Source organism: Sphingobacterium sp. UBA6645 (assembly GCF_002455685.1).
Lineage (GTDB): Bacteria > Bacteroidota > Bacteroidia > Sphingobacteriales > Sphingobacteriaceae > Sphingobacterium > Sphingobacterium hotanense.
The window spans coordinates 1-13,930 of the sequence record NZ_DKLH01000075.1 but is presented as its reverse complement, the minus strand read 5'-3'; the positions used below and the strand labels follow the sequence as shown (position 1 = coordinate 13,930).

The 13,930-nt window shown below is 41.4% G+C and carries 12 protein-coding genes; 4 read left to right on the top strand and 8 right to left on the bottom strand.

Annotated features, from left to right (window positions below; translation table 11 throughout):
- Window positions 1-12: 12 nt before the first annotated feature.
- The gene (locus B2400_RS13665; protein WP_260040736.1) at window positions 13-1,923 is read right to left on the bottom strand and encodes an amidophosphoribosyltransferase; all 1,911 of its coding nucleotides are present in this window, start codon (window positions 1,921-1,923) and stop codon (window positions 13-15) included.
- Window positions 1,924-2,007: 84 nt separating this feature from the next.
- Window positions 2,008-2,538, bottom strand: a complete 531-nt coding sequence (locus B2400_RS13660; RefSeq protein WP_149526643.1) for a lipocalin-like domain-containing protein — start codon at window positions 2,536-2,538, stop codon at window positions 2,008-2,010.
- Window positions 2,539-2,698: 160 nt separating this feature from the next.
- Here B2400_RS13660 and B2400_RS13655 point away from each other — a divergent pair, with 160 nt between their 5' ends.
- Both B2400_RS13655 and B2400_RS13650 read left to right on the top strand, forming a co-directional pair.
- Window positions 2,699-3,079 (top strand): YchJ family protein, encoded by a 381-nt coding sequence (locus B2400_RS13655; RefSeq protein WP_293934263.1) that lies wholly within the window; start codon window positions 2,699-2,701, stop codon window positions 3,077-3,079.
- A gap of 70 nt (window positions 3,080-3,149) precedes the next feature.
- On the top strand, window positions 3,150-3,482 hold the full coding sequence (locus B2400_RS13650; protein ID WP_149526645.1) for a YegP family protein: 333 nt from the start codon (window positions 3,150-3,152) through the stop codon (window positions 3,480-3,482).
- Window positions 3,483-3,560: 78 nt separating this feature from the next.
- Here B2400_RS13650 and B2400_RS13645 read toward each other — a convergent pair whose 3' ends face one another.
- Complete coding sequence (locus B2400_RS13645) at window positions 3,561-5,564, bottom strand: M13 family metallopeptidase (protein ID WP_293934258.1); 2,004 nt, start codon at window positions 5,562-5,564, stop codon at window positions 3,561-3,563.
- 136 nt (window positions 5,565-5,700) lie between these two features.
- Here B2400_RS13645 and B2400_RS13640 point away from each other — a divergent pair, with 136 nt between their 5' ends.
- Window positions 5,701-6,333: a YgjP-like metallopeptidase domain-containing protein gene (locus B2400_RS13640; RefSeq protein WP_293934255.1), complete on the top strand. Its 633-nt coding sequence runs from the start codon at window positions 5,701-5,703 to the stop codon at window positions 6,331-6,333.
- A 62-nt stretch (window positions 6,334-6,395) separates the two neighbouring features.
- Here B2400_RS13640 and B2400_RS13635 read toward each other — a convergent pair whose 3' ends face one another.
- From B2400_RS13635 to B2400_RS13615, 5 genes are all read right to left on the bottom strand, one after another.
- Window positions 6,396-7,808, bottom strand: coding sequence for a RagB/SusD family nutrient uptake outer membrane protein (locus tag B2400_RS13635; protein WP_293934252.1), 1,413 nt, complete (start codon window positions 7,806-7,808; stop codon window positions 6,396-6,398).
- Window positions 7,808-8,404, bottom strand: a complete 597-nt coding sequence (locus B2400_RS13630) for a hypothetical protein (RefSeq protein WP_293934250.1) — start codon at window positions 8,402-8,404, stop codon at window positions 7,808-7,810. The genes B2400_RS13635 and B2400_RS13630 overlap by 1 nt, the downstream gene beginning before the upstream one ends.
- Entirely contained in the window at window positions 8,380-11,424 is a 3,045-nt protein-coding gene (locus B2400_RS13625; protein WP_293934249.1) for a carboxypeptidase-like regulatory domain-containing protein, read from the bottom strand. The genes B2400_RS13630 and B2400_RS13625 overlap by 25 nt, the downstream gene beginning before the upstream one ends.
- 334 nt (window positions 11,425-11,758) lie before the next feature.
- Complete coding sequence (locus tag B2400_RS13620) at window positions 11,759-12,550, bottom strand: S1/P1 nuclease (RefSeq protein WP_293934247.1); 792 nt, start codon at window positions 12,548-12,550, stop codon at window positions 11,759-11,761.
- Between the two features lie 7 nt (window positions 12,551-12,557).
- Entirely contained in the window at window positions 12,558-13,019 is a 462-nt protein-coding gene (locus B2400_RS13615) for a DUF4268 domain-containing protein (RefSeq protein WP_293934244.1), read from the bottom strand.
- A gap of 77 nt (window positions 13,020-13,096) precedes the next feature.
- Between B2400_RS13615 and B2400_RS13610 the strand changes: the two genes are divergently transcribed.
- Window positions 13,097-13,630 (top strand): lipocalin family protein, encoded by a 534-nt coding sequence (locus B2400_RS13610; protein ID WP_293934243.1) that lies wholly within the window; start codon window positions 13,097-13,099, stop codon window positions 13,628-13,630.
- Window positions 13,631-13,930 lie beyond the last annotated feature (300 nt).

Below are 13,930 nucleotides of genomic sequence, written 5' to 3'. Positions count from 1 at the left end.
AACAATATTTCGTTAGCTACTAAAGTAAGCTCTTACATTCTTTCCTTCCATCCAGTTCATGAAAGCACGGTTCACAACCTTGTTTCCTCCTGGTGTTGGGTAATTTCCAGAGAAGTACCAATCTCCTTTATGGTTCGGACAAGCAACATGTAAGTTGTCTAAAGTTTGGAAGATTACTTCCAACTCCGCTTTTAAGCTATGCGGTTTTACGATGCGAGCAATCTCTTGCGATATTTCCTCGTCAGTAAACGGCTCATAAATCGCCTTAACATAGTTTTCTACCTGATCCTTAGGCATAGTTACCGAAGCAACACATTTCTGATAAACTTCATCGATAATATGCGCTAAGCCTTTCTTGCGTAATAAAGCAATGGCAGCTTCGAAAGCGACGAACTCGCCCATTCTTGACATATCGATACCATAACAATCCGGGTAGCGAATCTGTGGAGCTGATGATACGATCACGATCTTCTTCGGATGCAAGCGATCTAAGATGGTTAAGATACTTTGCTTAAGCGTGGTTCCACGTACAATGGAGTCATCGATAGCAACGATGGTGTCCTCATGATCGCGAACAATACCATAGGTTGTATCATAAACATGCTGAACCATATCCTGGCGATCAGCATCCTGTGTAATAAACGTACGCAGCTTCGCATCTTTAACGTTCAGTTTTTCAAAGCGTGGAGACATGCTCAACACTTCTTCCAACTCTTCGTCAGTAATTTTATCAGCACGGTTCAGTAAGGCATCTTTCTGCACTTTTCTTACATGCTCACTGATACCTTCCATCATACCGTAGTACGAAACTTCTGCCGTATTAGGGATAAAAGAAAATACTGTATTCTTGATATCACCGTCAATGCTCTTCAGTACTTGAGGGCACAATAAGCGACCAAGTGATTTACGTTCTTTGTAGATATCGGCATCCGATCCACGAGAGAAATAGATACGCTCGAAAGAACATGACATCTGCTCTACCGGCTCTCTAAACATCTCTTCGGAAACTGTACCGTCTTTTTTCGCGATTAGCGCATGTCCAGGCTTAATTTCTTTAACTGCGTCTAATGGAATGTTAAATGCGGTCTGGATAACAGGACGTTCTGATGCGACTACAAGAACCTCATCATCCTGATAATAGAATGCCGGACGAATACCTGCTGGGTCGCGCATGACGAAAGCATCGCCATGCCCGAAGATACCTGCGATGGTATAACCACCATCCCAAGTCTTCGCAGAGCGGGTTAAGATTTTAGCGACATCGATATTCTTCGCGATTTGAGCAGAGATTTCGATGTTAGAATAGCCTTCCTTCTTGAAAGAATCGAATAGCTTTTGGTTCTCTTCGTCTAGGAAGTGACCAATTTTTTCTAATACCGTTACAGTATCTGCTTGTTCTTTAGGGTGCTGACCAAGATCGTATAATTGCTGCAATAGCTCATCTACGTTGGTCATATTGAAGTTTCCGGCAACCACTAAGTTTCTTGACATCCAGTTGTTCTGGCGCAAGAAAGGGTGGCAGCTTTCAATACTATTTTTACCATGTGTTCCATAGCGAAGGTGTCCTAGGAGCACCTCTCCGGTGAAACTCACATTTTCCTTAAGCCATTGGGTATCCTTAGCTTCTTCAGGAAATGCTTTCTGTACTGCGGCAAATTTCTTTTGAACGTATTCAAAGATTTCCGCGACTGCTGATGAACCCATCGCTCTATAACGAGAGATATAGCGGTTGCCTGGCTTTACGTCAAACTTAATTGTCGCAATACCAGCGCCATCCTGACCACGGTTGTGCTGCTTTTCCATAAGCAGGTACAACTTGTTGATCCCATAGTAAGGCGTACCGTATTTTTCTTGATAATAAGACAGGGGTTTTAACAATCGAATAAGTGCTATTCCGCACTCGTGTTTTATAGCGTCACTCATAGCTTGAATTGATGGCACAAAGGTACGCTTTTTTGAAAAAAAGTCAGAAGCCTTCTACAGAAAAATTGCACCTACCCGACACTACTAGTCTACGTCCTCTAAAGACGCTGAATTATGCTTGCTAGCAGCGATTTCCAAGAAGCGTTCGCGTCTGGAGATGAGCTCTTCTTTCTCGATCCTGCGCCATGTCATGTAACTGTTTACATAAAATCCGCCGGAAAGGATAGGTTCTACAGATTTGAGATATAAGATATCTCCTTCGAAGTCGATCTTCCGCTCTTGTATTCCGCCTTCCCAATTAGGGAACGAGGAATTGCTGATATGATATTTCAGAATAGCATTGCGGTTATCAATATGATAAGAGCCCGAGAAGGCTATAAAGCCTTTTACGTTGGCTTCCGCCTCTTCTTCGCTTGCTACATAGCGATCATTAGAACTAAACTTTAAACGTGCAGGATTGGAGATTTGCACTGACATATGTCCATCAGCACCATACATTATGGTACCTACAGGTGATTTACCCATTGGAAATGTACTATCTGCGCCGTTTGTTGGTATTTCAATATATGATAATAGGGTCCAGGTCCCAATTAGTTCGTTTTTGATTGTTGTCATTTCAGGTTTGCTGTTTTGCTACTATAACGATGTTTCTTGTGGAATAGTTTGTAACATTCTTCATATCATCTCTTCTTTGACAAAGTGATGATAACTATATTCGCAAACGGAGATTGATCGTTATAAGTGGTTATCTTCCTAATTTACTCGTAAAAAGCTTATGATACAACTTTGTCCTTGCGGATCTACACGTTCCTATCAAAATTGTTGCAATCGAATCCATCAAGATCAGAAACTCGCAGAAACTGCAGAGCAGTTGATGCGATCAAGATATTCTGCCTTTACCTTCGGATTGATCGACTTTCTTTATGACAGCTTTCATCCACAAACGCGAAGGTTTCAAAAAAAGTCGGAGATTGAGAGCTGGGCAAAGGAAAACAATTGGCAAGAGCTCGAGATTATTAAGAGCACAACTTCTACAGTTGAGTTTAAAGCATACTACATCGACCTAACAGGGGAACTTCATGTACATCATGAAAAATCTAACTTTAAGCAGCTCAATGGTATTTGGTATTATTACGATGGTAGTTTGAAAGCATAAGTTTTTATTAAAACACGATATACTAATCGAAATTTATTAGATTAGTATATCAATTTAAAATATTAAAACTATGGGAAAGTTTGTCATGTCTACCCGAAAAAACGGAGAATTTCAATTTAACCTAAAAGCATCTAATGGACAGGTTATCTTGACTAGCGAAGGTTATACCACCAAAGCAGCTTGCGAAAATGGTATCTCATCCGTGAAGAAAAATGCTGCTGATAGCGCTAAATTTGAAAAGTTAACTGCAAAGAATGGAAAGTTCTACTTCAACCTGAAAGCAGGTAATGGACAGATTATCGGATCAAGTGAAATGTATGCCAGCGAGTCTGGCCGTGCGAATGGAATTAAGTCTGTTCAGGAAAATGCTCCTGATGCAGCAACCGAGGATACGACTGTTTAAGTCCACCCACTCCTCGAAAATAATAGAAAAAGGGCTGTCGGTAATGACAGCCCTTTCTTTATGTACCCACTATATCGATTACCAAATAACAATTCGTTTGTCTTTTGGAACATATAGTTTATCACCTTCTTTTGTTTGGAATGCCTCGTGGAAAGCATCTAAGTTAATGATCGGACCAACCGCACGGTATTGTGCTGGCGAGTGTGGATCTGTTTTCACTTGGTTAACAACGTACTCATCTGTTGTTTTAGAACGCCAAATAGTCGCCCATGATAAGAAGAAACGTTGCTCTTGCGTATATCCATCGATTAATCCTGGGTTTCCTTTGTCTTTCAAGTACATTTGCAATGCATCGAATGCAACAGAAGAACCGCCTAAGTCACCAATGTTCTCGCCTAAAGTGAAACGTCCATTAACGAATACTCCAGGTACCGGCTCATAAGACTCGAATTGAGCAACTAATGCATCTGCAGCTTTTTCGAACTTCTCACGATCTTCGTCTGTCCACCAGTTATTTAAGTTACCATTTCCGTCGTATTGAGAACCTGAATCATCAAAACCATGGGAAAGCTCATGACCAATTACTGCACCAATACCACCGAAGTTAACAGCAGGATCTGCTTTATAATCATAGAAAGGAGGCTGAAGGATAGCTGCAGGGAATACAATCTCGTTGAATAACGGACTGTAATATGCATTTACCATTTGAGGATACATTCCCCATTCTGATTTATCAACAGGCTTTCCTTGTTTCGCTAAGTTCTCTTTGAACGACCAACGGTTCATATTATGAACATTCTCGATCAAGCTAGTGCCGATTGCTAAATTAGAATAGTCTTTCCATTTATCAGGATAACCGATTTTCACGTTAAACTTAGAAAGTTTTTCTAATGCTTTTTCTTTTGTAGCTGGAGACATCCATGCTAAGTCTTTAATGTGTTGGTTGAAAGATTTGATCAGGTATTGCACCATCTCCTCACATGTTTGCTTCGCTTCAGCTGGGAAGTGCTCTTCTACGTATAATTTACCCAAAAGCTCACCTACATTGCTGTTAACAAATGCTAAACCACGTTTGTCTAATGCGCGTTGCTCCTTTTGACCTCTCAATTTCTTGCCATAGAACTCAAATGACAAATCATCAAGTTCTTTCGTCAAATAACCTGTTGCATCGTCCATCACATGGAACTTCAAGTATTCTTTGATTACAGGAAGGTTTTCTTGATTAACGATTTGATCTAACTCTTGATAATATTTCAACTCGCCAATGATTACTGTATCTGCAGTGAATCCAACGCTACGAATGTATTTCGCAACATCCATATTCTTCACCATCTTACCTAAATCATTTACAGCAACAGGGTTGTAGCGCTTTTGAGCATCTCTTGACTCTTCCACAGTTTTCAATTTGGAAGCAATCAATTTTTCAAATTCAACAATCTTAGGACCTTTAAGATCTCTAGTCTTTTGATCAACTTTGCTGTAAAGCGTGTTGATGTAGTTTTGGTAATTACCTAAAGTCTCTGTATTCTTCTCATCCACTTTTTGGTAGTAGCTACGACCAAGACCTAATCCTCCGCCGCCTAAATAAACAGCATTCATATTGCTGTTTTTCATATGCGCATACACATAGCCACCAAAGAATGGGTTGCCACCGATTTCCGCATATTTAAGGAAATAGCTGTATAAGTCTTTAAGGTTCTTGATACCGTCGATATCTTTCAACTGTTTTTGAATAGGCTTCAATCCAAGTTTATTACGCGTATCGAAATCAACAAAAGAACGGTAAAGATCTGCGATCTTTTGTCCGTCAGAACCTTTATCAAACTTCTGATCTAAAGAAGCTTTTAAAAGCTTTAAGCTGTTCTCGTCGGTGTTCTCCGCTAAGGCATCGAACGATCCCCAACGTGCTTTATCAGATGGAATCTCGACCGTTTTCATCCAGTTCCCATTGACGTAGTTATAGAAGTCGTCCTGCGGACGTACGTTTTTGTCCATGTAGGACACATTGATAGCATGATTCTCTTGAGCGAAGCCCAAAGCTGATCCAGTCATCAATGCAGCAATCAATACATATTTTTTCATAATAACCATTTGTTCTAAAAAGGTGTTTAATGTAAGTGCAAACATACTTATTATTGAAATAATCTTAAAGTAACTATTCCTTTATATTCTGTATATCACTCTTTTTTAGAAAGGAAATACGTTATTTTGCAAGTCTATGCTAATAAAAGTCGACGAAAAGGATTATAATTTACTGACCACTGAAAAGCGAGAAATACGAATTGCTAACCTGCAGGAAGATATCCCAACGGTTTATGCACATGCGCAAAATAGCTTAGACGAAGTAGCCACCTACATCCGTCAGTTTCAGCAAAGCAGTGCCTTCCAAGTAGCTCCGGAGTCAATGCTAGAATTTTTTAGGATCGACCTCTTCGGTAAAAAATATCCTGTTAAGATTATCCGGAATGAGGAGTTTCAACCTTATATCAAAGCGGACCTAGTTTATTGTAGCGCCAAAGCCAATACGGATATCCAACAAGAGAAGTTTGCGGAAAACTTGAGAGAGCAGCTCTTTCAACAATATGTTTTACAGCGGATAAGCCACTGGGAAGAACAGTTGAATGTCCTTTCTAACGACATCAACTTTCGAATACTCAAAGCCAGCCCCTACAAAACAAATGCTGAAACAGCTAATATCACTTTCAATAAGCAAATAAAAGATCTATCCTTACGCACCATCGATTATTTCGTATTCTCAGCCATACTTCCCCTACTCCATGAGGATGATGAATTGACATTGATTAATCAATACTTCCCGGATACAGAAAGGCTATTAAATCAATTAAGATAAAATAGCCTTTTGAGGTTAAGTTTTTTTGATTACCGATTCGAGGTATGGTACTTCGTCATATTTCAGTCTCTAAGATTCGGATTAAATATTAAAGCGCGTGGAGTCAGCGGGATAATCAATCGTCGTGAATCCGGCTCTAGGGACTTCGTGATATTCCCCTCTCCATCGTAGCGATTCAGTACAGTCCTATTTACAGGATCATTGGCAAGGCGCTTAATATCCATCAAGCGTATCCCCCCTTTGAAGCTCAATTCTCTACGTCGTTCATCCAACACATGCTTCAAAGCCTCTTCGGGGCTGGCGGCCTCCAAATCTTCATGAGTATCCTCTAACATTCGCTTAAAGCGTAGTTTATTGATCAAAGCCATAGCCTCTTCGACCTTTCCATCTCTTGCGTTGCATTCGGCAGCAATCAGCAACATTTCAGGAACAGTGATCGCATTATTAAAGCGCACTGCACTTGAAGAGCCATCCGGAGCAGCGACAATCGGATAGATGTATTCCCAAGTGTCGTAATTTTGTCCATAGTGGGCAAACAGACGTAGATCGTTCTCTGTATAAATCGAGAGCAAATCCTCTGGCATGTAAATATTTAATCCGGTTGTTTGGAAAAAGTTAAGTTCTTGCCCTGCCTTGGCAAAAATAACTTCCTGATATCCTTCCATCTGGAACAGCAAGAACACATAAGATTCATATTCCATCAAAAAAGGGTTATAATCTATTAAGAACGAATTGATCGCAAGTGCTTTATTGGCATAGTCCAAAGCCTGCTCATACGCTCCTTTCTGAAGATGCACTTTCGCTGACAGTGCATATGCACAAACTTTCCCAGGATGTAGCACATCCTTTCCTTTGTCGGGCAGCTCTGCAGTCGCCATCGCATCCTGCAGATCTCGCTCAATCAAGTCATAGAGCTGTTTTACGGTCGCGCGGGGAGGCAATTGATTCGCATCTAAGATCGTGATCAATGGCACAGCCAAATCGCTTTCTGCGCTAGCAGCATTGAACTGCGGCCCATATAAATTCACCAACATAAAATTAGCGTATGCGCGGTGGATCTTTGCTTTGGCAATCAGCCTGCGCTTCCCTTCCGCGGTACCATCCAGAGCGAAGTCTAAATAATTAATAACCAAATTAGCCTGTGCGATATTCTTGTATAAGGCCCTATACAATTCATCCGTATCATTATTATTCCAGATAGACTCATTCCACAGATAAGCATTCCGAAGGGAATAATCTGATGGCATACGAGCAACGGAATCCGGGTGGAAATAGATATTATCGGTAAGGAACTCCGCAATGATCATGTTGTGCGATGCAAAATCGCGACTGTTCAACACTTCCTCGAAGTCTACGAAATTCCGAACTGATATCTGTTCGCCGGTATTTGGGTTTACATCCAAAAACTTAGAACAGGAACTCAGAAAGCACCCTACAAAGGCATATATAAGGATATTATATTGTAATGTTTTCATCAGAAACTAGCGTTAATTGAAAAAGAATATTGTCTCGGCATCTGCGGTGACAGGATACCATTGTTCGCAACGGAGCGGGGATCATAGCCATATGGATTTCTTGCCCAGAACCAGATATTATTCATCTGGACAGACACTGACAACCTGCTCATCCGCATCGGCGCCGTGATATGCCTTGGAAAATGATAACCAACCTGGATCTCTTCCAACCGAATAAAATCAGATGATAGAATAGAATTCGTCGAATTCTGTGTAATAAGCTCTCGGCCGACATTGTAATTCGCGAGCTTCGGTATATCTGTGAGGCTCTCATCCCCCGGTTTTCTCCATCGGTAAACCAAGTCCGAATGATGATCGATGGAAGAGGATGGCGCCGGGATATACTTTCGCATGACTCCACCCGACTGCCAATTGATCCGCGTCTGGAAAAAGAAATCTCCTACATCGATAAATTGATTAACCGAGCCTGTATTTGGCGCAATCGTCACCCCGCTGAAGACCAATGCTGATTCCTCCGCCGCATCCAAGCGAGTTCCTTTATCATTGAGGATCGTTGGCTCGCCTTCCTCATTCATCCACCCCAGCGATAGCTCCACAGGGCGTTCTGTGAATAGTTATTTCGAGGCGTAACGAGATAAGCATAGTTAGCAATATATTCTTGCTCCGGAACCTCTACATTGACAATATCATTGAAGGATGCCAACACATTGACATTCCAACGGAATCTGCTCCGCTCAAATAACTTCAGCGTTGAAGCAAATTCTAAACCTTTCGTACGGATCGTATTTTTAACATAACGTGATTGCAGACCTGTCGCAAAATCCGGCAGATTGTACATATCAACCATAATCCCCGTCGTCAATCGATCGTATTTGCGAATATCTACCAAAAAACGATCGCTTAAAAAACCCAGTTGTATCGAAGGCTCATGATTTAATATCGCTGGAGGTAAAAATTCCATCACCAGAAAGTTAGGCTGGACAACACTATGCCTGTTCAGCTGATTCAATTCAAACTGAATCAATAGCGATTGATACTGATCAAAATTCTGTAGGCTATACACTAACGACAAAGTGCTCAGGAAATCCAACTTTGTCAACAAATGCTGTTTTATGTTATAATTGAAATCACCGGACCATAGCGTCCTATCCTGATTATTGATGTAAGCACTTGCCTGAAACTTCATCAAATCATTAAACAAGCCCAGGTACAAGGAGGTCTTTGCATAATTTAAGTTGATGTTGCTCATATTAGGATCGAAATAATTGGTCAAGGAGATGGAATAATAGTCCCAATTGGTTTCCATATTTCTACTGGCTTGATGCTGTGCCGGTAGCCTTGGCGACCGCAGCCCTCCGATTTTTGTACCTATCAGAAGCTCATTGATGATACGATTTTCCGGGATAAATCGCTGGTGTAAGTCCCAATCGACTAGCAAGCTGGCATCATGAAACATAGCGTAGTTAGGCTTTACGCCATAATTAGGAATATAAACACCGTTGTACGTGAATTTCGTTTGAAAGGTCTCCCGGTAAGAATATCCGAAGTTACCGCCGATGCGCAGATTCCTGTTCCGCTGATTTTGCGGTTGCGGAATATTAATCAGCGACCCTGTCTCCACGGGTTCTCCGTAAATGTTCCTCGCCGCGGTGGGTTCCATCCAAATCGTATCCCCTCCTCGCCCGCGTGCATCCACACCATAAAAGATCTCCACAGGGTTCATTTTAGCATCCGACATCGAAACCCAACCACTCAACCCAGCTTTAAATTGATGTATATCCGAAACGGTCTTGCTAAAATCAAAACCTGAACGAAAGTCCATCGTTGTTTCTAAGCTTCCGCCACGTTGATTATAGTTTCCAACAGGCGCCCAATAATTAATCCCTTTGTCTTTGATCGGTATAGAATACATGTTAAAATGCCTCCGCGCATCCGTAGAATGCTCGTGCGTAAATTGCTCCGTCCGATTATTGGTCCGTTGATAGAGCATCGTATTGATCCAACTGAGGGAAGGATTAAAATTCACCTGAACTTTCCCCGAGGCTGATAGCATACGGTTCCTACCTAGACTGTAATTCAGACGCTGATCCTCAACATGATTCCGGCCAACGTCAAAAGCACCAAGCGACATAAATTGCTGATTCAAATCATAACGATAGGTATCGTTATAGTCATACACATAGTTTCCTTGCTCATCAAACAGCATCTGATAGGGCTCCAGCGACATACTTATGCGTGGAACAGTCTTATTTTCGCCTCTACGATAGCGCACATAGAGATTACCCTCGATTTTATTTTTGAAGAAAGAGAAGGTGTTGTTCGAGTTTAGATCAAAGTTCCGCATGTAGTCGCCCGGCGAAGAACTCTTATTATCACTATACATTAAACTTAGATTATATCGAACCTCATCCTTGCGCCCTGCCAAGCGAAGGTTATAGTTCTGCATACCCACACGTTGCTGCGTTTGTCGGATCTGTTGCTGATTATCAAGATTACCAAGCGAATCCCAGCGATGCTCGAATTCCGAGGCACTAATCTTATCGTGGCGATGGTGATTCAGTAAAAGATAAGCAGGATTGACACCTATGTACGGTAAATGAAGGTTTGTCATAGGCGTAATATCCAAATCGAAGCGGTCTTGATATAAGTCCAGCAAGTCTCTCGACGAGATCCGCTCCAGCGCCTTATTGCTTATATCTTCCAGATCAGAGATGAAGAAATTCTGTGTATAATGTATTTCCAAAGGCTTGCCAACAGATCCCCTCATAGTTTTAATCAGGACAACACCGTTTACCCCTTCAGGGCCATATTTTATGCCTTCCTCGGGATCGCGAATAACCTCCACACTTTCAATGTTCGCCATCGGCATGTTGAGCGGAAACTCCGCTTCAGGAAAACCATCGACCAGTACAAGCATACCCTTCGTATCGCCAGGTAAGGCAGAGCCACCGCGAAACTCAGGAACTAACCCCATCGAGGACAGCTTCGTTTGATTAATGATGTTCGATCCTGCGGCTCGCATCAGCGTACTCCGTTTCTGATCAAAATCACGCTGAAAATCCTGAAATGTAGGATACAGCACCATAGCTTCCGGCATGGTCCTTTTCATCTGATCATACATTTCGCGCAGATTCATACTCCCACTGATATTTAGTGTTGGCGTGGAAAAAATAACTTCCTGTTCTGTCGTCGTCGAAGGTCGAAATATCAGTCCCGGGACTGTTCCTTCGAGCATCTGTCCCAAATTGAGGTGCCGCCTCTGTTCAATATCCAGCAAAACATTTTTTGGATTGCGGTGTCGAACTATCGCTTCTTCAATTCTTCGTACCTGCTTCTTCAATTGTATGTCGTTTCTGCGCTTAAGTTGTCGCAGCGAATAAACCAGTGGCGCATAGCCGACGCAGGAAAATGTAATCTCTATCTTATCTTGATTAATGCATTCGAAGGCATACTCTCCTAATTCGTTTGTTTCCATCACAAACCTCGAATCCAACACTGTAACCGTAGCTTTAGGAATGGGCTGCTTGGATTCCGCATCTCGGACAACCCCGAATAGCTGAACCCGATCCTGTGCCCAGACATCGACACTACATAGACAAAACAAAAATAAAATCATTGATAAATTCAGAAAGAAGCGTTCGTGGGCTCGCCCGACCTCTCGTCGAGCATACCTCGGCTTACAGAGCGTCATATCCATAAATATTTCAGTTTTAAGTGGTTTCCTTTCGATATGGTTTACAAAAACCATATTTGATTTAATCGGTTACTCAAATTTAAAAACTATAAATTAATTATTAAAAAATATTTTACACTAATTTTATAATTAAGAAATTTATTAACCTAAATCATGCTCAACGGACCTCTATTCGCCACTTTCTGCCAAAAAATATAGCACAAAAAAAGGCTACCCTTAACGGGATAGCCTCTTCCAAACAAGGTTAAACTAGCGTCTAACCAAAAATATCATTGAGCTCCTTAGCTAAGCGCAATCCTGCCTTTAATAAGCATTCTTCCATAGGATATTTGAAACGGAATATATAATCGTAAGACAATTTGTTTTGCTTCGCGACGTCATCGTAAATCACGTTCGCAAGCTGATGCGACTCATATAACCATTGCTCGAAACTCGAATCCGTATATCTCTTAAAAAAGGATTTATCGTAATCCAGCACCGCAGCATATTCCATAAATGAATACTTCTCGTTATCTACCAAATCGCTATCCCACACACGGTGGATATTACCTTGACGACCAAAGAAAGCAACATTGATTTTATTGCCCCCTAAGTCCTCCGCGCGACTGACATGCATAGGTTGATGTGCATCGCCCAACAAGTGAATCACATAATATAGAGCCTCACGTCTTTGCGCAATACTTAGATTTTTATCGTTGACCTGCGCTCTAACTTTTGCATACGCCTTATACAAGTTTTGCTCCGGCGAGTTCTGTAATGCCGTATTGAACTCTTCGAAACTCAGATTGCCGGCGGTATTCAAGAAATGCCATGAGCCCGTAGAATTTAATAACGGATCTGGCGAGGACTTGATAAAGTCGGCCCAATTCGACCAATAAGCGATCTTCTGCTTTCCGATCAATGCTTCAATATTACGTTTGGCTTTTCGCGTAAGGTGTTTTTCTGCAATCTCAGAAATAACACGGTGCCCCGTCATCCCCCAAGCAAACAATTGCTGGCTCGAAGTCAACAAGGTAAAGAACAACACGATCTTTGCTACTGTTTTCATTATCTAATTATTTAAAAAGTTCAAATACATACTGCGCATCGGACCAAAAGCTATCCAATGCAATAATCCGTGGTTTAAAAAAGGAGATCAAAGCCGGCCAATCCTCTTGTCTAAAAACACTAACTTTTGGGAGTTCCATAAAAACACGCGCAGTCTCCTTACCATAATCATCAAAACTATGCTCATCCCAGGTCCATTCCTCACCTAATTCTGCTTCCAACACCACTTGATATTGACGAAACTGCTCAAATAGCAAAGCGCGGATACCAGCATCCGGATGCGCCATTTCAATTGCTATATGCGCCTTCTTATTGTCGGCGTCCATACGAAAATAAAGATGCTTTATGCCCGTCTTATAGTTTATCCAATTGACCTTTAAACCGTCTGCACCAGCAATTGGCGTCATGTACTGACCAAAGCTTGTCCAGAAGGACTCCCGAATTCTTTTTGCTTCTTCTCTTGAATACAATGCCGTTAATTTTCTGCAAAACTAGCAATCTATTTAAACTTTTGTGTCTCCTAATTGTTTTCTTCTTAAATTTAACTATGGACAAAAAGAAATCATTAATAGCACTTTCGGCGGTCGCGTTAGGAACTGTTGCATACAATCTATTGCGCCCGGTAAAGTCAAAAGTCGACGTTATAGAACCTTTTGATCTACAGAAATATTTAGGCCGTTGGTATGAAATCGCGCGCTTCGATTTCCGCTGGGAGAAGAATTTAAAAAATGTCACAGCCGATTATTCCTTAAATGAAGACGGCTCCGTATTGGTCAACAACCAAGGAATCAATATCACGACCGGAAAACATAAACAATCCATCGGCAAGGCGAAATTTGTAGATGAGGAAAATCGCGGCGCACTCAAAGTATCTTTCTTCGGCCCATTCTATGCCGGCTACAACATCGTCAAACTCGACGAAAACTATCAGGACGCCTTAGTATTCGGCGACAACTTAGATTACATCTGGTTCCTGTCACGCAATAAAACCATGTCGAAAGAACGCAAAGAAGCCTATTTAAACTACGCTCAAGCGCATGGTTATGACACCTCCAAATTAGTATGGACAATACAAGAGTAAAACAATAAACTTCATAAATAAAGCCTGGGTTAGTACTCAGGCATTTTTCGTAAAAGACTGCTTCGACTTAAAGCCCTTTCAAAACCCTTTCAAACCCAATGTATAACCCTTTCAGAACCGCTCCCGATTGGGTTTGATTGGGGTTAGATTAGTAGTTAGTATTTAGACCTATGGCGTCTATGCTATTGCTATTAAAGTGGATTTTCTTTGAACCTTTAGATTAAAGAAGAATAGAAATTGTCTTTGAATACCAGGAAAGGATAAGAGGATTATCAGGATATTTTGTTTTGAACCTTTGGT

Bases quoted from the DNA above. Each gene is read 5' to 3' on its own strand.
- B2400_RS13635 (WP_293934252.1), bottom strand. From the start codon at position 7,808: ATGAAAACATTACAATATAATATCCTTATATATGCCTTTGTAGGGTGC.
- B2400_RS13620 (WP_293934247.1), bottom strand. From the start codon at position 12,550: ATGAAAACAGTAGCAAAGATCGTGTTGTTCTTTACCTTGTTGACTTCG.
- B2400_RS13625 (WP_293934249.1), bottom strand. From the start codon at position 11,424: ATGATTTTATTTTTGTTTTGTCTATGTAGTGTCGATGTCTGGGCACAG.
- B2400_RS13610 (WP_293934243.1), top strand. From the start codon at position 13,097: ATGGACAAAAAGAAATCATTAATAGCACTTTCGGCGGTCGCGTTAGGA.
- B2400_RS13660 (WP_149526643.1), bottom strand. From the start codon at position 2,538: ATGACAACAATCAAAAACGAACTAATTGGGACCTGGACCCTATTATCA.
- B2400_RS13665 (WP_260040736.1), bottom strand. From the start codon at position 1,923: ATGAGTGACGCTATAAAACACGAGTGCGGAATAGCACTTATTCGATTG.
- B2400_RS13645 (WP_293934258.1), bottom strand. From the start codon at position 5,564: ATGAAAAAATATGTATTGATTGCTGCATTGATGACTGGATCAGCTTTG.
- B2400_RS13655 (WP_293934263.1), top strand. From the start codon at position 2,699: ATGATACAACTTTGTCCTTGCGGATCTACACGTTCCTATCAAAATTGT.
- B2400_RS13650 (WP_149526645.1), top strand. From the start codon at position 3,150: ATGGGAAAGTTTGTCATGTCTACCCGAAAAAACGGAGAATTTCAATTT.
- B2400_RS13640 (WP_293934255.1), top strand. From the start codon at position 5,701: ATGCTAATAAAAGTCGACGAAAAGGATTATAATTTACTGACCACTGAA.